The sequence below is a fragment of the Blautia sp. MCC283 genome, assembly GCF_018785565.1.
Lineage (GTDB): Bacteria > Bacillota > Clostridia > Lachnospirales > Lachnospiraceae > Blautia_A.
This window is the reverse complement of record NZ_WQQB01000024.1, coordinates 85,853-106,791: the sequence shown is the minus strand read 5'-3', so window position 1 is coordinate 106,791 and position 20,939 is coordinate 85,853. Positions and strand designations below refer to the sequence as shown.

The 20,939-nt window shown below is 45.2% G+C and carries 14 protein-coding genes and 1 tRNA gene; 11 read left to right on the top strand and 4 right to left on the bottom strand.

What is annotated here, in order from left to right; genetic code table 11:
* Positions 1 to 9: 9 nt before the first annotated feature.
* Positions 10 to 1,449 carry an ArnT family glycosyltransferase gene (locus tag GPK81_RS07730; RefSeq protein ID WP_244096012.1) on the top strand — a complete coding sequence of 480 codons (1,440 nt, stop codon included), beginning with the start codon at positions 10 to 12 and terminating at the stop codon, positions 1,447 to 1,449.
* Positions 1,450 to 1,617: 168 nt separating this feature from the next.
* Here the strand turns inward: GPK81_RS07730 and GPK81_RS07725 are convergent, their stop codons facing one another.
* A complete protein-coding gene (locus GPK81_RS07725; RefSeq protein WP_174087566.1) occupies positions 1,618 to 2,868 on the bottom strand; it encodes a D-alanyl-D-alanine carboxypeptidase family protein in 1,251 nt (416 codons plus the stop codon).
* A gap of 181 nt (positions 2,869 to 3,049) precedes the next feature.
* Here GPK81_RS07725 and GPK81_RS07720 point away from each other — a divergent pair, with 181 nt between their 5' ends.
* The 10 genes from GPK81_RS07720 to GPK81_RS07675 all read left to right on the top strand — a co-directional run bounded on the left by GPK81_RS07720 (position 3,050) and on the right by GPK81_RS07675 (position 19,252).
* The gene (locus GPK81_RS07720; RefSeq protein ID WP_021976717.1) at positions 3,050 to 4,909 is read left to right on the top strand and encodes a glycosyltransferase family 2 protein; all 1,860 of its coding nucleotides are present in this window, start codon (positions 3,050 to 3,052) and stop codon (positions 4,907 to 4,909) included.
* A 4-nt stretch (positions 4,910 to 4,913) separates the two neighbouring features.
* The gene (locus GPK81_RS07715) at positions 4,914 to 5,870 is read left to right on the top strand and encodes a glycosyltransferase family 2 protein (protein WP_021976716.1); all 957 of its coding nucleotides are present in this window, start codon (positions 4,914 to 4,916) and stop codon (positions 5,868 to 5,870) included.
* Between the two features lie 108 nt (positions 5,871 to 5,978).
* Positions 5,979 to 7,382 carry an undecaprenyl-phosphate glucose phosphotransferase gene (locus GPK81_RS07710; protein WP_021976715.1) on the top strand — a complete coding sequence of 468 codons (1,404 nt, stop codon included), beginning with the start codon at positions 5,979 to 5,981 and terminating at the stop codon, positions 7,380 to 7,382.
* A gap of 18 nt (positions 7,383 to 7,400) precedes the next feature.
* Entirely contained in the window at positions 7,401 to 8,834 is a 1,434-nt protein-coding gene (locus GPK81_RS07705; protein ID WP_215706830.1) for an LCP family protein, read from the top strand.
* 70 nt (positions 8,835 to 8,904) lie between these two features.
* The gene (locus GPK81_RS07700; RefSeq protein ID WP_215706829.1) at positions 8,905 to 9,834 is read left to right on the top strand and encodes a glycosyltransferase family 2 protein; all 930 of its coding nucleotides are present in this window, start codon (positions 8,905 to 8,907) and stop codon (positions 9,832 to 9,834) included.
* A 124-nt stretch (positions 9,835 to 9,958) separates the two neighbouring features.
* Complete coding sequence (locus GPK81_RS07695; RefSeq protein WP_118169400.1) at positions 9,959 to 11,635, top strand: S1C family serine protease; 1,677 nt, start codon at positions 9,959 to 9,961, stop codon at positions 11,633 to 11,635.
* A gap of 172 nt (positions 11,636 to 11,807) precedes the next feature.
* The gene (gene clpX / locus GPK81_RS07690; protein ID WP_215706828.1) at positions 11,808 to 13,193 is read left to right on the top strand and encodes an ATP-dependent Clp protease ATP-binding subunit ClpX; all 1,386 of its coding nucleotides are present in this window, start codon (positions 11,808 to 11,810) and stop codon (positions 13,191 to 13,193) included.
* 39 nt (positions 13,194 to 13,232) lie between these two features.
* Positions 13,233 to 13,874: a zinc ribbon domain-containing protein gene (locus GPK81_RS07685; protein WP_118062014.1), complete on the top strand. Its 642-nt coding sequence runs from the start codon at positions 13,233 to 13,235 to the stop codon at positions 13,872 to 13,874.
* Between the two features lie 78 nt (positions 13,875 to 13,952).
* Entirely contained in the window at positions 13,953 to 15,593 is a 1,641-nt protein-coding gene (locus tag GPK81_RS07680; RefSeq protein WP_215706827.1) for a hypothetical protein, read from the top strand.
* A 20-nt stretch (positions 15,594 to 15,613) separates the two neighbouring features.
* Positions 15,614 to 19,252, top strand: a complete 3,639-nt coding sequence (locus GPK81_RS07675) for a protein kinase domain-containing protein (protein ID WP_215706826.1) — start codon at positions 15,614 to 15,616, stop codon at positions 19,250 to 19,252.
* A gap of 28 nt (positions 19,253 to 19,280) precedes the next feature.
* On the opposite strand, the gene GPK81_RS07670 is transcribed toward GPK81_RS07675, so the two are convergent.
* The 3 genes from GPK81_RS07670 to GPK81_RS07660 all read right to left on the bottom strand — a co-directional run bounded on the left by GPK81_RS07670 (position 19,281) and on the right by GPK81_RS07660 (position 20,703).
* Entirely contained in the window at positions 19,281 to 19,982 is a 702-nt protein-coding gene (locus tag GPK81_RS07670) for a protein phosphatase 2C domain-containing protein (RefSeq protein ID WP_021976707.1), read from the bottom strand.
* A gap of 13 nt (positions 19,983 to 19,995) precedes the next feature.
* Positions 19,996 to 20,346, bottom strand: a complete 351-nt coding sequence (locus GPK81_RS07665) for a hypothetical protein (protein ID WP_021976706.1) — start codon at positions 20,344 to 20,346, stop codon at positions 19,996 to 19,998.
* A 273-nt stretch (positions 20,347 to 20,619) separates the two neighbouring features.
* Positions 20,620 to 20,703 (bottom strand) — tRNA-Leu (locus GPK81_RS07660).
* Positions 20,704 to 20,939 lie beyond the last annotated feature (236 nt).

The window sequence follows — 20,939 nt, the reverse complement described above, 5'->3', positions numbered from 1 at the left end:
GAACTGATCTTGGAAAAGAAAAAAATCTGGAAAGAAGAACGGTTTCAGGTGCTGGTTCTTGTCCTGGCAGCATTTCTGCTTTTGACTGCATGGGCATTCATGCAGCCGCTGGGAGCGGGCCCCGATGAAAAAATGCGCTACATGGTGGCACAGTATCTTCATAAACATCCGGGAAAACTTCCTCTCGGAGATGATCCTGCCATCCGGGATGCCACCTGGGGAATTTCCTATGCCTATTATCCCATTCTTTCCTATATGGTATCTGCTGTATTTATGGGAATTGTAGGTCTGTTCCATGCTTCTGCCGACGGACTTCTCCATGCGGCAAGAATGGCAGATGTGCTTTTTGTGACCGGATCTGTGTATTTCGTTGTGAAAGCATCCGGAAAGCTTTTCCCAAAAGAGGGAAGATGGCTGTTTGCGGCGCTGGCAGGTTTTATGCCACAGGCACTGTTTTTGGGAACTTATGTAAATACGGATTCCCTGGCACTTTTGTCTATGGGAATTATTCTGTATTCCTGGTCCTGCTATCTGGAAGAAGGAGACTGGAGTTTCAAAAACTCGATCCTGCTGGCTGTTGGCATGGCAGTCTGCGCATTGTCCTACTATAATGCCTACGGCTGGATCTTATGCAGCTTTCTGTTTTTCTGCCTGACAGTCCTTCTGTGCAGGGAAGAACCGGTAAAACAGAGAATCGCTTTTCTGTTTCGAAGAGGAATCGTGATCGCGGCAGTAACCCTTGTTTTATGTGGCTGGTGGTTTGTCCGGAACGCCATTCTTTATGACGGAGATTTTATCGGAAGAAAAGCCTGTGCAGAGTGTGCGGAGAAATATGCGGCCATTGATTACCGGCCGTCCAGATATCCAACACCGGAGAAACTGAAATGGACATGGAAGGATATTCTTCTGTATCAGGACCCGGGCTGGAACCATAACTGGTTACTGACAGTTCTGGTAAGTTTTATCGGAACTTTCGGACTGATGCAGATCTATATGCCTTATGGTGTGAGCAAGGCATATTTCCTGTTGTTCGGGATCGGTGGCCTTGGAGTATTGTCCATGCTGGGAATGTTTTATCCGAAGAAACGTACTGTCGTAAAAGAATGGAAAACATCAGGCACTGAAAAACTGAAGATAAAAACAGTGACTGTGTCCAATAAATGGGACAGAAAAGGAATCTTCCATCTGCTGATGATCCTTCTGATCCTGATCCCTGTGGGATTGTTCATGTATTATGTATATTACAGTGACAACCAGGCACAGGGACGTTACATCATGCCGGCACTGTATCCGGCCATGTATTTTGTGACAGCGGGCTGGAACTGTCTGCTGGAACGTTTTGTAAAAAAAGAAAATATCAGAATGTGGATCTACCGGGGCTTAAGTGCACTTCTGGTGGCTTCGCCGTTTTTGTGCTATATCTTCCTGGTGGTTCCGTTTTATCGCTGATTTTCCGAGGGGAAAATCGAAATTGACAATAAAAAAATCCCTCCTGTGTATCCGGATATGACCGGTACACAGGGGGGATTTTTTAACCAAATCAAGTAAGTCCCCTGCTTCAATCGCGAAAAGCAATAAGCAGTGGGTGGGGGACTTGCATATAAGATGTGATGCAGATCAGGAGCGGATAATCCTGATCATACGCCACAGAAGCAGGATCAGGATCAGGAGGCCGGCGCCGCCGATCACAAAATAAGGAATTGGAGAGCGGGATTCTGAGTAAGCTTTTGCGGCATCCATATTGTCATCATTTTCCTGAACCTCTGCGGTAGTGCTTTCTGTGGAGGTGTCTTCCACCACTGCAGTTCCCACCTGAGCTCCGCCAAAGGAATAGGTGCGGAGAATCTGGCCATCGGATTCCGTATCTTCCGTAGTAAGATCATCCGAAGTTGCACCGGACGGAACCATTACGGTACCTCCGGACAGAATGTGGAAATCTTCTTCCGAAAGATCCAGAAGCTGGAAATTGGCAAAACCGTAGTCCATAAGAGTAACCGCTTCATTGGCTGTCTGTCCGGTCGCTCCGTTCATAACAACGCAGATCAGTGTGGTGCTGTTGCGTTCAGCCGCAGTTACCAGGACGCTTCCGGAAGTAGTGGTAGTACTCTCACGTCCGCCGATACAGCCCTGGTAATAAGTGGCGGAAGTCGGATTTGTCATGGAAAAGGAACTGGTGAGGTTTCTGGCACCGCCGGAAACATTGGTGGCCGGTATGGTATAGGAAGTGGCTCCGGAAATTGTCCGGAAACTGTCATTGCTGATTGCTGCCTGCATGATCAGAGACAGGTCGTGGGCGGTGGTGTGCTGATTATCGTCCGGAAGACCGGTAGGATTGGTAAATACGGTATTGGTACAACCAAGTTCCTGGGCGCGGTCATTCATTTTCTGGACAAAAGCATCCACAGAACCGCCGATCTGTTCTGCAACCTGAAGGGCAATATCATTGGCAGAAGCCAGCATGATCGCATAGAGGCACTGCTCCATGGTAAAAACTTCTCCGAGCTGTGAGGAAATATGGGCGCCTCCGTCGGTGACACCGGATACACCGGTTTCTGTCATTGTCACCTGATCGGTTAACTGGCTGTTCTCCAGCGCCAGAAGGCAGGTCATGATCTTAACTGCGCCGGCAGGGGAGAGCGCGGTATCCATATCTTTGGCGTAGAGAATGGTATCGGAAGAATCTTCCATGACTACGGCAGATGCGGAAGTGATCTCAGGCCCCTGTGGCCATCCGCTGATGGAGTTGGTTGTAATACCGGATGTGGCGGCAGCAGCGGTTTCTTCTGTGGCGAAAACTGGAGTCTGGAACACCATGGAAGCTGAGATCCCAAAGGCCAGAAGCGCCGCGGTTATTCTTGATTTTTTCATAATATATGGTACTCCTGTATAAAAAATAATTCTTATGTAAGCAATACATACGTAAATGTTACTGTTCACTCCGTGACCAGCAACACGTAAGCACAGTATAACACACTTTCTCTCTTCCTTGCAAAAAAAATGCGGTAATGTTAAAATACGTTTATCAAATTGAGTAATACGGAGAAAATATATGAGTAAAGATGATTCCACAGGAAAGATTCAATGGGACAGGCTTGTGAAGAAGCTTTCTCCCTATACAGTACAAAAGGGCTTGAGATACCTGAAGCATTACGGACTGAAAGAATTCTGGATCAGGCTTCATGAACGCTTTGAGCCGGAAGAAGTTCCCTACGGACCGTGGTATGAGGCATACAGGCCAACCGAAGAGACTCTTGAGAAGCAGCGAAAGAGGAAATTTCCGGATGGCCCGCTGATCAGTATTGTAGTGCCTGCATATCTGACACCGGAGAGGTTCTTAAGACAGATGCTTGATTCTCTGCTTGCCCAGACATATCAGAACTGGGAACTCTGTCTCGCAAATGGCAGTCCGGAAGATCCGGATATGCAGCTTGTACTGAGATCCTATGCAGAGATGGATAAAAGGATCCGCTATGAAGATCTGAAGGAAAATCTCGGTATCGCTGAGAATACCAATGCAGCCTTTGCCATGGCAAGAGGAGATTTTATCGCACTTCTGGATCATGATGATCTGCTTGCACCCAATGCTCTGTATGAGATCGCAGCTGCACTGGAGGAACATCCGGAGGCAGATGTGATCTATACCGATGAAGATAAGGTCACAACAGATCTGTCCGAGCATTTTCAGCCACATCTGAAACCGGATTTTAACCTGGACCTTTTAAGATCCAACAATTATATCTGTCATTTTCTGGTTGTGAGACGTTCAGTTGTGCAGAAAGCCGGAGGTTTCCGCAGAGAATTTGACGGAGCGCAGGACTATGATTTTATTTTCCGCTGTGTGGAACAGGCACGTGAGGTCATCCATGTACCGGAGATCCTTTACCACTGGAGAACCCACAAATCCTCCACAGCGGATAACCCGGCAAGCAAGATGTATGCTTTTGAGGCAGGAAAGCGTGCCATTGAGGGAAATCTTGAACGAACCGGAACTCCGGGAACTGTGGAGCATACCCCGGATTTCGGATTTTACCGTGTGAAATATCCGGTGCAGGGGGAACCGCTGGTGTCCATTATCATCCCCAACCGGGAAGAAAAAGAAACCCTTCAGGCCTGCGTGGAATCCATTTTTGAAAAAACTGTCTATAAGAATTATGAGATCATTATCGTGGAGAATAACAGCGGTTCCGACGAGATCTTCCGTTACTACCGGAAGCTTTCTGAAGACCCGAGGATCCATCTGCTCCGCTGGAAAAAAGAATTCAATTATTCTGCCATCAATAATTTTGGCGTGCGCCATGCAAAGGGAGATTATCTGCTTTTCCTGAATAATGATGTGAAAGTGATCGATCCGGACTGGCTTTCGGAGATGCTTGGTGTCTGCCAGCGACAGGAAGTAGGAGCTGTCGGGGCCAAACTGATCTATCCGGATAATACCATCCAGCATGCAGGCTGTGTGGTGGGAATGGGCGGCATTGCGGGACATATGTTTGTAAATATGCCGGCAGAACGTACCGGATATCTGCATAAAGCATCCCTTCTGCAGGATATGAGCTGTGTGACAGCTGCCTGCATGATGATGAAAAAAAATGTTTTTCTGGAAGCAGGCGGCTTTACAGAAGAACTCGCGGTAGCATTTAATGATGTAGATCTCTGCCTGAAAGTGAGAAGCCACGGCCATCTGATCGTCTATGATCCGTACGTGAAACTTTATCATTATGAGTCCAAATCCAGAGGTGCGGAGGACAGTGAGGAAAAAGTCCGTCGATTCCAGTCGGAAATCGAATATATCCGTTCTCACTGGATAGACATCCTCAAAAACGGAGATCCGTACTATAACAAAAATCTTTCTCTGTCAAAATGGAATTATTCCCTGAAGCCTCTTCCGGGAATGGGAAAGAAGAAGGGATGAACCAATGCAGGAAGTATCAGTAGTCATACCGAATTTTAACGGGATGGCATATCTGGATGGTGTGCTTTCAAGTCTTGAGAGACAGACCATCCGCAATTTTGAGGTTATACTGGTGGACAATGGGTCCACAGACGGCAGCTGTGCTTTTGTTTCTGCGGAATATCCGTGGGTCCACATGATCCAGCTTCCGGAAAACTATGGATTCAGCAGGGCTGTGAATGAGGGAATTCATGCGGCACGCTCTCCGTATGTGCTGCTTCTGAATAATGACACGGAAGCAGAACCGGATTTTCTGGAAGAGATGGTAGCGGCCCTCAGAAGACATAAAAAAGCTTTTTCCTGCCAGGCAAAAATGATCCAGCTTCATGACCATGACAAGATGGACGATGCGGGAAATTATTACTGTGCACTGGGATGGGCGTTTGCCAGAGGGAAAGATAAGGATATTAACCATTACGATAAAGAGCAGAAGATTTTTTCCGCCTGCGCGGGAGCTGCCATTTACAGAAAAAAAATCATCGACCGGATCGGAGATTTTGATGAAGAGCATTTTGCCTATCTGGAGGATCTGGATATCGGTTATCGCGCCCGGATCTTTGGGTATCAGAACTGGTATGCTCCAAAGGCGAAAGTTTATCATGTGGGAAGCGGAACAAGCGGTTCCAGATATAATCAGTTTAAGATCCGGTATTCATCCAGAAATAATATTTACCTTATTTACAAGAACATGCCGTTCCTTCAGATCGTTCTGAACCTTCCATTTCTGCTTGTCGGATTCGGGGCAAAAATCCTGTTTTTTGCGTCAAAAGGCTTTGGCAGGGAGTATCTGGCAGGAATTAAAAATGGCTTCCAGATCAGCCGGAAGAACAGGAAAGTAAAGTTTTCCATGAGGAATTTTCCACGTTATATCCAGCTGCAGGTTGAGCTCTGGATCAACATTTTTAGGCGATTTGCCGGTTAAAACTCCATATTTTCACAGAAATTTTATATTTCGGAGGGAAGATTTTGTTGCTTTTGGGATGCATCTATTATAAGATAAAAGCAATGAACTTAAATGAGGTGACGGAAATTGATTAAAGATAACCAGAAAAATTTCAGTCGTCTCCATATGCTGATCGATGTATTTGTGATCGCAGCCTCTTATGCGCTGGCGTGGCTGATCCGTTTCCAGGGAATATTTGAACATTCCGCAGTTCAGTCCAAGACCGTTCAGGAATATATGTTTATGCTGATCTTTATCATTCCTGGATATGTGCTTTTATATCAGGCATTTGATCTTTATACACCGATGCGAATGCAGGGGCGTCGTCTCGTGCTTGCCGGAATCGTGAAGGCAAACGCGTTAGGGCTCCTTATCATCATGTTTGCACTTTATAATTTTAAAGAACTGGATTATTCCCGTCTTACACTGGTTTCCTTCTGTTTTATCAATATTGTTCTGGAATGGCTTGTACGCATGTTTGTGTTTTACATTCTCCGGGACATGCGGAAGAAAGGAATGAACCAGAAACAGGTGCTGCTGGTTGGATACAGCCGTGCCGCTGAGGAATATGTGGACAGGATCCTGCAGAATCCGCAATGGGGATATGTGATCAGGGGCATACTGGATGACAATGTGCCGGCAGGCACTACCTATAAAGGAGTCAAGGTGATCGGGCGTATTGCCAATCTGATGATCATCCTTCCATCCAGCCGACTGGATGAGATAGCTATTACCCTGGGCTTAAGTGAGTATTATCGTCTGGAAGAGATTGTTGCACTCTGCGAGAAATCAGGAGTACACACGAAATTTATTCCGGATTATAATAATATTATTCCGACCAAACCGTATACAGAAGACATTCTCGGACTTCCGGTGATCAATATCCGGTATGTGCCGCTGAGCAATACGTTTAATGCAATGATCAAGAGGACGATGGATGTGATCGGTTCTTCGATCGCGATCATTGTTTCATCGCCGGTGATGCTGATCCTGTGTATCCTGATCAAGCTGACCTCTCCTGGTCCGCTGATCTATAAACAGGAACGTGTTGGCCTTCATAATCAGACTTTCCGGATGTATAAATTCCGTTCCATGGAGATCCAGAAGGAGTCCGAAGAAAAGAAAGCATGGACTGTAAAAAACGATCCACGTGTCACCGGAATCGGAAAATTCATGCGTCATACCAGTCTGGATGAACTTCCACAGCTTTTCAATATCCTGAAAGGGGAGATGAGCCTTGTGGGACCGAGACCGGAGAGACCGTTTTTTGTAGAGAAGTTTCGTGAGGAAATACCGCGGTATATGGTGAAACATCAGGTGCGTCCGGGCCTTACCGGATGGGCACAGGTAAATGGTTACCGTGGAGACACTTCTATCAGGAAGAGGATCGAATGTGATCTGTACTATATCGAAAACTGGTCAGTAGGATTCGATATCAAGATCATGTTCCTCACCATATTTAAAGGCTTTATCAACAAGAATGCATACTAAAAAGGGGAAAAGGAAAAGATGTCAAAACCTCGGAAAAAAAGAAGAAAAGTTCTGTTTATCCTGGAAATTATCGTACTGCTCCTGTTTATAGGAGGCTTATATGTTTACGGTCAGATCTCAGCCAAGCTGGACAAGATCGATATTCAGGAAACAGATCTTCAGGAACAGGATATCGTAACCAATGACCAGGCACCGCAGATGACGGGTTATACCACATATGCACTGTTCGGACTGGACCACAGAAGCAGGAATGAGAAGCTGAACACAGAGAACAGTGATACCATCATCGTTGCAAGTATCAACAACGACACGAAGGCAGTCAAGCTGGTATCTGTTTACCGAGACACACTTCTCAATGTGAAAGATGATACCTATTCCAAAGCCAATGCAGCATATGCCCTTGGAGGACCGGCACAGGCAGTTAATATGCTGAACACAAACCTGGATCTTAATATTACAGATTACGTATCCATTGATTTTGACGCACTGGTAACAGTAGTAGACTGTCTGGGAGGACTGGATATCCCGCTTTCCTATGCGGAGATCGTTCATATGAACAACTACTGCGTGGAAACTGCGGAAGAGACTGGCAAGAGTTATACACCGGTAGAGCTGCCGGAGCCGAAGCCGGAAGATCAGGAAGCGATTGTCGGAACCTATCATCTGAATGGTGTACAGGCTACTTCCTACTGCCGTATCCGTTATACGGCAAGCCTGGATATGGGACGTACAGAGAGACAGAGAAGAGTTATCCAGATGATCGTTGACAAGGCAAAAAAAGCCGGCCTTTCCACAATCTTTGATATCATGGATCAGGTTTTCCCGATGGTCAAGACATCTGTTTCCAAGACAGAGATCCTGAAGCTGATCCCGGCAATGATCGGATACTGCATTGATGAAACAACGGGATTCCCGCAGGACTATAAATTTGCTACAGTTAAGGGCAGTGTCATTGTACCGACAACTCTGGATTCCAATGTACTGAAGCTGCATCAGTTCCTGTACGGAAATACAAATTATACACCGACACAGGATGTACTGAACAAAAGTGCGCAGATCGCTGCGATTGTAGGCGGTGGACAGGTACAGGATACAGCGCCTGCGGTAACGGACGCTCCGAATACAACAACGGATAATTCGTATACCTGGGAGGGAAGTACAGACACTTCTGCCGATTACAGCTACGATGACACGGATTACAGTGATAATACAGACTACACGGATTACGGCAATGACACCAGCGATGATACGGATTATTCCGGTGGTGGAGACGATTCGAATACAGATTATTCCGGCGGCGGAGACGATTCAGGAAACGACGATTCCGGTGCAGGAGATACTGGCGATGATACGTCTGGAGGCGGAGATGAATCCGGCGGAGATGACGCTGGGGGAGATGCTGGCGGCGGAGATGGCGGCGCAGGAGCTGACGATCTCTCAGACGGAGAATAAAAAATTAAAATAATCAACCAGCAGAAGGGACCATCCGGTGAGGGTGGTCCTTTCTGGACAGGAGAGAATTATGAATGCAGTAAAAACAGATGTGATCATACCGGCATATCACCCGGGAGAAGAATTTGACAAACTTCTGGAGCGCCTCAGCACACAGAAATATCCTGTCAATAAGATCATAGTTATGAATACAGAGAAAAAATTCTGGAGAGAAAACTGGGAACAGAAGTATCCGCTGGTGGAAGTCCACCATCTTACAAAACAGGAATTTGATCATGGTGCAACAAGAAGAAGGGGAGCAGAGCTTTCGGATGCGGAGATCCTCATATTTATGACTCAGGATGCATTACCGGCAGACAGAAATCTGGTTGGAAATCTTGTTCAGGCTGTTGCCGGGAATGAAAAGACAGGAGCGGCCTATGCACGACAGCTTCCCAAAAATGACTGCGGTTTCCTTGAAAAATATACCCGTTCGTTTAATTATCCGGAGCAGTCCTGCCTTAAAACAGAAAAAGATGTAGAGACCAGAGGAATCAAGACATATTTTTGCTCAAATGTCTGTGCAGCATACGATCACAGGATCTACAATGAGATCGGCGGATTTCCGGAACATGCTATTTTTAATGAAGATATGATCTATGCAGGCTGGATGGTAAAAAAAGGTTATGCGGTTGCTTATGCAGCAGAGGCTAAGGTTTATCACTCTCATAATTACAGCTGCAGCCAGCAGTTTCACAGAAATTTTGATCTTGGCGTTTCCCAGGCAGAGCATCCGGAAGTTTTTGAAGGAGTTCCGTCTGAGGGGGAGGGAGTGCGCCTGGTAAAAAAGAGCCTGTCTTATCTTCTGAAAACCGGACATATCTGGATGATCCCCGGACTGTTTTTTCAGAGTGCTTCCAAGTATGCCGGATATTTCCTCGGAAAAAGATATCAGAAACTTCCTGAAAGACTGATCCTGTTTTGTACTATGAGTCCGGAATACTGGAAAAAACAGAAATGATCAGGAAGAATCAGCGGGTCACGCTTTTTTAAAGGATATATCACAGTTTGAACACAATTGCCTGTTAAACTGTTTTTATAAAGCAGATGGCATAAGAAAAATTTGAGAAGGGAGCACCAGGGTCATGAGTGAAGAAAACAGATGGGATGAAGATCTGCCAGAGGTAAACGAAAATGTTCCAACAGAAGAGAAACCTTTGGATACTTTTGGAAATACAGATACCGGCAGTGCTGCAGATAACAGTACTGAAAATATAGATATTGCACAGAAACCAATGGCTCATCCATATTCCGCAGGCCGGAGAATGCAGGAGAACGGTTACGGAAATGGAACAAACAGCAGCAATTTTCAGAATAATACCAGTTTTCAGGAAAAACCGAAATATGCACATTATGAAGTGCATCAGCCGCAGGCAGGAAATTATGCGGGAGGAAGTATTCCACCCAAGAAACCTCATAAACCGAAGACAGCTCATGGAGGCGGGAACGGCGGCTTTGGAAAGAAGGCTGCAACAGCCGTTGCCCTGGCAGTGATCTTTGGACTGGTGGCAGGTGCTGTTTTTCAGGGAGTAAATATTGCGGCAGATAAATACAGAGATAATAACAGCAGCAGTACACAGATCGGAAAAACAGAAACTGTTACCGGTACAGAAGAAAGCACAGATGGCAGTTCCACAGAATCCAGTGTGAAAAGCATCGTAGCAGAGAGCGGAACAGTAGCCGGAGTTGCACAGGCGACGATGTCCTCGATCGTTGCGATCACTTCTGTCAGTGTACAGGAGATCCCGAGCTTTTTCGGATATGGAACAAGACAGTATCAGAGTGCGGGAAGCGGTTCCGGAATCATTGTAGGTGAGAATGACAGTGAACTTCTGATCGCAACGAATAATCATGTGGTATCCGGCGCAACAACACTTACCGTATGTTTTGCAGGCGGAGATGTAGTCGGTGCGGAAGAAGAGACACAGGCGATGGCCAGTGGCGACAGTATTACAGACAGTTCAGATAGCAGTGTGGATGTGAATAATGCGGTATCAGCCAAGATCAAGGGAACAGACGAAGAGAACGATCTGGCAGTAATTGCTGTAGAGAAGTCCGATATTCCGGAAGAGACGATGAATGAGATCAAGATCGCACAGATGGGAAGTTCCGACGATCTTGTAGTAGGTGAGCAGGTAGTTGCGATTGGTAATGCTCTGGGTTATGGCCAGTCAGTCACTTCCGGATGGGTAAGTGCCCTGAACCGTACCATCAGCACAGAGGATGGTGATACCAGTGGACTGATCCAGACAGATGCGGCTATCAATCCCGGAAACAGTGGTGGTGCGCTTCTGAACATGAAAGGCGAAGTGATCGGGATCAATGCGGCCAAATACGCAGACAGTCAGGTGGAGGGAATGGGATATGCAATTCCGATATCCAAAGCAGAACCGATCCTGGAAGAGCTGATGAACCGCGAAACACGTGATAAAATAGAAGACACTTCAAAAGTTGGTTATATGGGAATCAAAGCTGCGGACCTTACAACAGAGGCAATCCAGATGTACAATATGCCGGCAGGAGCATTTCTTACAGAAGTTACACCAGGTGGTGCGGCAGATAAAGCCGGGATCAAAAAAGGTGATATCGTTGTAAAACTGGATGGGCAGAAGGTAAGCGGCAAGAATGATCTGGTGGATAAACTTCAGTATTACGAATCAGGCGAAACCGTGGAAGTGGTAATTGCAAGAGCAAATAACGGAGAATATAAAGAAGAAACCGTAGAAGTCACTCTTGGAAGCAAGCCGGCTTCTGACAACTGAAAAAAGTGACAACTGAAAACAGAAATCTGGACAGGGAGCTGCGTTTTTTGCGGCTCCCTGTTTTATAAAAACTTAATTTGATACGTCGGGATTATGTGGTATAATATGCATTATGACACAAGACGGAAAACGAAACCGGCTTCCGTCTTATAAAAACCAGAAAGGAAATGTTATGGCAGATCAGTTTGATAATAATAAAGACAATGACCAGGAGCAGAAATACGAGAAATTCTGCTTTTTATGCCGCAGACCGGAGAGTCAGGCAGGGAAGATGATCGACCTTCCCAATAATATACATATCTGTGCAGACTGTATGCAGAAGAGCTTTGATACTATGAATACACAGATGAGCAATGGAAATTATTCCGATCTTTTTAACATGCCAAATGTGAGCATGATCGATCTTAGCAGTCTTCAGAATCCGGGAAATCAGGCGAAGAAGATCAAGAAGAAATCTGAAACCCCGAGGCCGGTGATCGATCTTAAAGATATCCCGGCACCGCATAAGATCAAGGCAACGCTGGATGAATATGTGATCGGACAGGAATATGCCAAGAAAGTAATGTCCGTAGGTGTATATAATCATTATAAGAGAGTTGCTACGGACACCATGGATGATATTGAGATCGAGAAATCCAATATGCTGATGATCGGACCGACAGGATGTGGTAAGACTTATCTGGTAAAAATGCTTGCCAAACTCCTTCAGGTGCCGTTGGCTATTGCAGATGCCACCTCTCTTACAGAGGCAGGATATATTGGTGATGATATCGAGAGCGTGGTATCCAAGCTTCTTGCAGCAGCAGATAATGATGTGGAGAAAGCAGAGCACGGAATCATCTTTATCGATGAGATCGACAAGATTGCCAAGAAGAAGAACACCAATCAGAGAGATGTCAGTGGTGAGGCTGTGCAGCAGGGACTTCTGAAACTTCTGGAGGGAAGTGAGGTCGAGGTGCCGGTAGGTGCTACCAGCAAGAACGCAATGGTCCCGATGGTGACTGTAAATACAAGAAATATCCTGTTTATCTGCGGCGGTGCTTTCCCGGATCTTGAGAATATCATCAAGGAGAGACTGAACAAGCAGGCTTCTATCGGATTTTACGCAGATCTGAAGGATAAATATGACAATGATCCTCATGTACTGGAGAAGGTAACTGTAGATGATCTCCGTGCATTTGGAATGATCCCGGAGTTTATCGGACGTCTTCCGATCATCTTTACACTGAATGGACTGACAGAAGACATGCTTGTGAAGATCCTCAAGGAGCCGAAGAATGCCATCCTGAAACAGTACCAGAAACTTCTGGCGCTGGATGAAGTAAAGCTTGAGTTTGAGGACGGAGCACTTCATGCTATTGCACGTAAGGCACTGGAGCGTCACACAGGCGCCAGAGCACTTCGTGCGATTCTGGAAGAGTATATGCTGGACATTATGTACGAGATCCCGAAGGATGATAATATCGGTGAGGTAGTGATCACAGAAGGATACATCCAGGGAAATGGCGGACCGAAGATCCTGATGCGTGGTCAGGAAACTACGCTGCTGGAGGGATAAAGATAACACAGGAAGCAAATAAAAAGGAGCGTGACAGATATGGCGAAGAGCAGTTTTTGGGATGATCTTGGAAATGCACTGACACGGAAAGCGAAGGGCCTCAGTTCCAAGGCGGAGAATCTCTATGAGATCCAGAAGATCCGCAATAAACTTTCTGCACAGGAGCGTATGACAGAAAAACTGATGATGGACATCGGAAAAATGATCTACACCCGTTATGAACACGGAGAAGCTGTTGACGGAGAAGTGGGAGCAATCTGCGAGGAGATCAGCCAGCACATGCTGGAGGCGGATCACTTCCGGGATGCCATTGCAGCCAGCAAGGGCGAGAAGTTCTGTCCGGCCTGCCATAAGGCAGTAATGAGAGAAGCAAGTTTCTGCCCTTACTGCGGCGCCGCGTGTCCGACAGCAGAACTGGAAGAAAAAGCCACTGACGTGATCGAGCAGGCAGAGGAAGAACTGAAAGACGCAGCAGATGCAGAAGTTACGGAAGCAGAGGAAGTAACAGAGGCAGCAGAAGAAACAGAAACACCGGAGAAGGAAGTATCCGGAAGAGAAACGGAAACGATGAAGACTGAAGAAGCCGCTCCGGAAGCAGAGACTTCGGAAGAAACAGATACGCAGGAAGTGGTGGAAGAAGCAGAAGAAACTGCAACAGAATCTGAAGAAAAAACGGAATAAATATTTGAGATGTGGCAGGCTCCTGAGAGAAAGGGAGCCTGTTGCTGTATTTTTTACAGGGAAAGGAAACGAAAACACATGGAAAATACTTGCCTTCAATATGAGAACAGTCTCACAAGACAGGCAGAAGAATCAATGGATATATGGACGAAAGAACTGGCAGATATGAGTGAAGAACTGATGAACGATCCGATGGCTGTTGTCAGGAGCCTGAACGATGCCAGAAATCTCTGTACAGCCGGATTTTTGATGAGAAGGCAGATACAGGCATCTTTTTCTGAACTTTTGCGTGATGCTTCCGAAGAAACAGGGGAATCCTATGAAGATCTGACCGTAAATAACAATGTCCCATGGCCGGAGAAATTTCTTAAGAATCTGAGTTCCAGGCTGGAAAAATATATGTTAAAGGAACAGAACGAGGTAGTGAAGGCAATCGAATGGTTTCAATGGCTCAGTGACAAAAAATATCCCAGAAAAAGAGAACTTGCGGTAAAACTGTCTTTCCTTTTAAATATGGATGATTATACTACGACAAAATTTCTCCTTGCCTGTGGACACGAACCGTTCAGCGTAAGAAATCCGCTGGACTGTATCTGCCTGTTCTGTAAAATGCTGCGTCCCCAGGGTGACTGGACTAAAGTTAAAAGCATACTCAAAAAATATGAACAGAACAGACCACAGGATGCAGAAGATGCCGGGAAAACGCAGACTGTGGGAAATATCGGCATGACCAGAATGATCAGTAACCAGATACCGGAACTGGCCGGTATCAGTGTTCCGGAATCTGAGCGGGAAGATATGGAAGACAAACTGATCGAATATATGTATTCTGTAGATCCAGAGTTTACCAGACGAAAAATCCTCGTGAAGAAAGATAAAAAAACGAAAAAAGTGGTATCGGATAATCTTTCTGTTTACTATTCCGGATACTCCCTGCAGCGAAGAAAAGACCTGATGGAACTGACACGCTATCTTGTAAAACTGTATCCAACTTACGATTACTGGGCATATCACAAAGGTGACCGCAGAAACGATGCAGTCGGAAAGGTTTCAAATTCCGGAGATAACCAGGTTAAAGTTGAGATCGCGGAAGATGGTTATCCGGATATGGGAAGTCTGGCCAGAGCATTTATGTGTGCTCATGGCTGGCAGTTTGCAGAACCCGGGGAGCTTGGCCTGCCATCACATGGAAGTCTGAAGACGAAACATGACAATATACCATTTAATAAAGAAATTTATCTTGTGTGTAAGGCTTATGAGAGAAGCAACCGTCTGGGAGCAATCAGACGCTTTGTGGAAAAACCGGACAATGCGGCCATTGTTGAACGTAAAGATATACTGTTGCTTGCGTATCTTTTTATTTCCGGATATTCAAGAAATGAAAATGAAGATTTACGGAATGAACTTTATGAAATGGCAGAAGCAAACGAAGAAAAATATTTTTCTGAAAATATGGAAAACATTCTCGGGCAGCTGGAAGATGTTGTTGACAGCTGGGATGAATACGAAAAAATAGAAGGTTATATCAGCTGCATCAATGGATTTCTGATGATGTTTTCTTTTGAACCACTGTATCCGCCATTTCCTCTGGACCGGTTTGTTCTTTATGCGCTTGTGGCGGAGGAGATAGGAACACCGGGGCTGTCATGGGATGGAAAAACCGAGAATTTAAGTGATATGTGGCTGGAATCCGGATATGGAAACGTAGAAGAAGTGTGAATGAGAAAAAGGAAAAAACAATGCGAAAAGTACTGCAGGAAGGAACATGGATCCGTTTATCCCAGGGTGAACTGTATAAAATTACCGGAAAACCTATCGGAGAAGGCGGCGGAAGTATTGTATACCCATGTAAAAAAATATCTTATCTTGATGGGAAAATTACAGTCAGTGAAATTGACTATGCGTTAAAAGAGTGTTTTCCGCTGTCAGCTGCGTTTGTTTTTGAGAGAAGAGAAGATGGTGAGATCGTATCTGCGTCAGAAGATCCGGCATCCGTCCGTTATCTGGATTCTGTCAAAAAAATGCAGATGCAGGAGCAGGAGATAACAGGGAAAATTTACAATACCGCTGCCAGAACGATTCCCGTCATCAGCGCTTCCGGGGAAGTTGAGCTCTCTTTTGATGAGGGACATACTTTTCATCTGGTAAATAACACTGTTACAATCATGACATCACTGGAATCCAAAGGAAAAGCACTGAAATCTTATCTTTCCCAGGGAGAAAAATTTTCGGTTGTCCAGGCATTTCAGATCATAAAACAGGTATTATTCGCGGTGAAAGAAGTTCATGAAGCAGGTTTTCTCCATCTGGATATCCAGGACGGAAATGTATTTATAAAAGGAAGCCTCTCAGAGGAAGATAAGCTTGTTTCTCTGGTGGATTTTGGAGCGGCGAGACCTGTCTGCGAGGACGGGTTATGTCCTGTGATTCGTGACAGAGCATTATTTTCCACAATGGGATTCGAGTCGCCGGAGATTGTCGGGCACAATGATGGAACTCTGAGGCTGGGAGCAGAGGCAGATCTGTACAGTGTGGGATACCTGCTTCTTCTGATGCTGACCGGAAAGAGATACACCCAGAGGGAACTTGACTCTGCGAATATCGGCCTGTATCTTTCAAAAAGAAAACTGAAAAAGCTGAACTGTCCGGCTCATATGGCGGATAAAGTCCATCAGATCATTTCGAAAGCGTTAAAGAAAACGCCGGAGGAGCGATATCATTCCTGTGAAGAAATGCTGGCAGATGTATCGGATCTTATTCATGCGCTGCAGCCGTATAAAAGCGATCTTTCCCAGGTTGTATATGATGCGTTTATCTGCTATCGTCATGGGGAAACGGACAGCCAGGCTGCAAAAATACTTCAGCAGAAACTGGAACATTTCCACATTCCGTGGATGCGTAAAAATAAAATAAAAAAGATCAGACGGGTTTTTATGGACGAAGGGGAACTGTCATCCTGTTCTGATTTTGGGCTCCAGATCCGGGAAGCACTGAAAAATTCGGGATGGTTGATCGTGATCTGCTCTTCTGAAACCAAAGATTCCCCCTGGGTTAATCTGGAAATAAAAACATTTCTTGAATTTCATGACAGATCCAGGATACTTGCCGTAGTAACAGAGGGAGAACCGGAAGATGTTTTCCCAAAGGAACTGCTGGGCAGTGACAGGACTGCAGAGGTCCTTGCGGCCGATGCAAGAGGGGAAACGCCGGAACAGGTGCTCCGAAATGTAAAGAAAAACGTACTGTTAAAGATTGCGGCTCCAATCTTAGGAACCACATATGATTCCCTGAAACAGAGGCAGAGAAATTATATCATAAAGAAATATGCAGTCATTGGATCTCTGGCTGTGCTGATGGCAAATGCTTTTTTCCTGTTTGCCATGGACAGAAACCACAGGATCGAAGAACAGAACCGGCGGATCATGGAAAACCGGGCGGAGGATCAGGTGGCTCTGTCTGCGGAACTTCTGAAGGAAGGAAACCGGGAAGAAGCGTTACAGGCTGCTCTGGAAGCACAGGAAGAAGGGGATACACCAGTGATCCCGGAAGAGATCTATGCATTGAATTCTGCCCTGTACAGTTATCATCATGAAGGAAACGTAGAAGGTTTCCGGCCGGACAGACAGGTGGAACTGGAAAATAATACAACGGATATCGGTGAAAGCAGTCCGGATGGAAAGGTGTTTTTCTGTCTGGATGAATCGGGAATCGCATATTTTTACAATATGGAAGACTGGTCTTTGAAGTGGAAGTGTAAACTGGAGGAGGAAACTTCTGCATTTATAGATGGAAAGTTTGTTTCTGAGGGAAAAATATTGTTGTTTTCACAGAACACAGTGTACTACATAGACATCGAACAGCAGAAATGTATAAAAAGGATTCCGTTAAAAGAAGAGGACAACATGCTGGAAACTCCGGTCTGGGCACTTCATGATGGAATGCTTGTATTTGGCTGCGAGTCTCTGGATGGAGTTTATGTGTATCGGTATGACCTGAACCAGGACAGCATGGAAAAGATCAGATTGACTGTGGATGCAATGGATCATATAACTTCCATCGCAATTTCTCCGGACGGAAATACTCTGGCAGTCAGCTGGCTTGATTATGCTTCCGGGGATATCTGGGACGGAGGCATTCAGACGGTTGATCTGAATACCGGAAAACAGACAACACTGGAAGCTAATCATGTTTCCGTGATCCGTTTTATCAGTAATTCGGAATTCCTTACCATAGAATGTGAGAACGTGCCTTTTGGAAGTGGTGGAATCGATGATAAAAAAAGATACCGTGAAGCAATATATCAGATGGAAAAGGGAAGAGTGTGGGAAAATACGACCCATTATCTGCGGACACAGTATGAAGATTCTCTGTATGCAGATGCAGCAGTATATGAAAATTTTCAGTTTGACAGTGAAAAAAAGGCAGACGTGATCTTGGTCAACCTGGGTACACATCTGATGATCATTGACAGGAATACATATAACATATTATGTGAAGAAGATTTTTCATATCCAATCGTGAAACTGGCAGTGTATAATGAAAGTACAGTGCTGCTTGGCCTTGCGGACGGAAGTGTGGAACGGTTCTGGATGGATGATCGTCAGAAGATTTTTTCCGCGGAAGACAGTTCTGTTGGCGGTTTTTTATATGATGCGAATAAAAAAGTGATCATTCAGATGAAGGACGGGACGCCGTTTCTGGTCATTTCTCAGATCGCGCAGGATACATCCATGAAACCGGCAGAGGCACAGGATATAAAAAAGAAAATTCAGACAGAAAAAACTGTGGAGAAGACGACAGAAGGAACACGGGTTCAGGGAGCGTCAACAAAGCGTTTTGCAGTCATAAATGATACATCGATCGATGTGTATGACGGAGAGAAGAAAGAGCCGTTTTTCACGATTTCCCGCAATGGGGCAGAGGAACCACTGGTGGCATTTTTTAAAGAAGATGAACAGCTGGTGGTATACTGCGACAGAAAAGTTACGATATGGGATCTTGCTTCCGGAAAAAATATCGCCACACAGGTGGTGGATATGGATTCTGCACAGAAAACAGATATTTTGGCAGATCCGAAAGGCAGATATCTGGCGCTGTATACAAGAGAGGGCCAGGTAAGCGTCCATTCCCTTGACGGATGGCTGGAAAGAGTACTGAATATCTATTCTGTGGATGAAAATTCTCAGCTGCACCCGTATGCGGATATTCCTTATGCTTATGTGGATCTTGAGAAAGAGATGCTATATGCGCTGGGACGGGATGACGACAGATATTATGGTATTTCTTTCTACGGGTACAGAGAGCTGAGGGAGAAAGCGGAGCAGATCCTGGGGGACAGAAAAGAGAAAACGGTGGATATCACATATATTTTCGGATGATTTTGCAAAAATGGCCGGGGCACTGACGTCATTGCCTGGAACAGGGAGCATCTAACTCACAGAGCACATAGCTCATATCATCAAAATTTCTGGTGTTTATCATTTTCTGATTCAGGAGATCCTGATTCTGCACAGAAAAGATACCGGAAGTGAGTGGCGCGTTCAGGCCGTTCATTCCATCGGATAAGAGGATGATCCTTCTGGCACCAGGTTTTGTCCAGCGATAAAAGCGCAGGTAATAAAAAAGCGGGCAGTTCATGGTCAGATAGGTTGAATTTGGCTGATCTCCTCTCTGAGGAGAAGAGACAGTCTTAAGGAGATCACTGCTGCCAACGTTCCACAAGATGCTGCCGTCTCCCAGATGAACACCGACAAATCTGCCGTCATTGTCTATGGAAATGGCAAGCATGGTTGTTGCCAGCAGCCGGGGATCGATCTGCATTTCTTTTGCCATTTTTTTTAATTCAGTGTCCACAGTCCTGGTCAGCTGCATCCGGATATCGGGAAGGGCACCATGAAGATACTGTTCGAAATTAAGATGAAGATTTCCGGCCAGAGTACTGGCAGCTACACTGGCCGCAATGCCACCATAGGGGCTGCTTCCAGCCCCGTCGCATAAAACTATGGTTGTCTGTGTGGCATCGGAAAGTATTCTGATCTGATCCTGACACCGGCTGATGTCAAATCCGTGGCATTTTCCGGCAGTGCGGAAAGATCGAACATGTATCATAGGAAATGTCCTTTCAACGCATTGGTGGACGGTTTTCTTTCTGGAAGGAGAGAATGGTGATTCCCTGGTAGCGAAGGATTCCGATATCGCCTGCAGAAAAAAATACTTTACGTGGTTCGAAAGTTCTGAGTTTTAAACGTTCTCCGTTTTCGAATTCTACAAGATACCATCCAACGAAGAGAGTATCTGTGATTTTTTCAAGGATTTTTGCACGTGTTGCGAAGACAGGTTTGTTTTTATCGGATTTTTTTATAAAATAGAAAATAGTCCAGACTAAAATAGCAAAACCAGCCATTATAATAAAAAATGTTGTGAAAGCGCCAAAAAGTGCATCGTAATCATAAGTATTAAATCTAATTGTCATTATTTTTTCCTCCTGTTGTAAATATGAATGAAGTTAATGTGTATCGGTGTCTGAGATTTATGGCTTCATGATCAGGTCCTCCTTTTGTTTTGGAAATGTGTTGTTCTTTGAACTGACTACATCATAGCGAAAATGGGAGAGGACCCGGGTTTTACTTTTTTCCTGGTATTTTGTGGAGGAAAAATGGAAAAAATAAAAGAGCTGCTGCCTTCCGGATGAAAGTTCCTCCGGGAAGCAACAGCTCCTTTTGATTTTGGATAAAATAAAAAAGAATGCAGGAAATGGGACTTGAACCCACACGATCTTGCGACCACAGGCACCTGAAGCCTGCGCGTCTGCCAATTCCGCCATTCCTGCATTTTTTCAACCGGCTTACTTCGCTTTGTTTGCTCCGCTCGTCGACTGCTCACTTATAATAACTCAGGAATTGGATAATGTCAATAGAAAAATTCAAAAAAATTAAAAAAATTCAAAAAAAATATTTTAAGTTAGTTTTATACATTTTTTTTGCATATGGTGTTGAAAAATGACGATTCCTGTGATACAATCTTGAAGATTTAGGATAAAATAAGAGAACAAAGAAAGGGAGATTG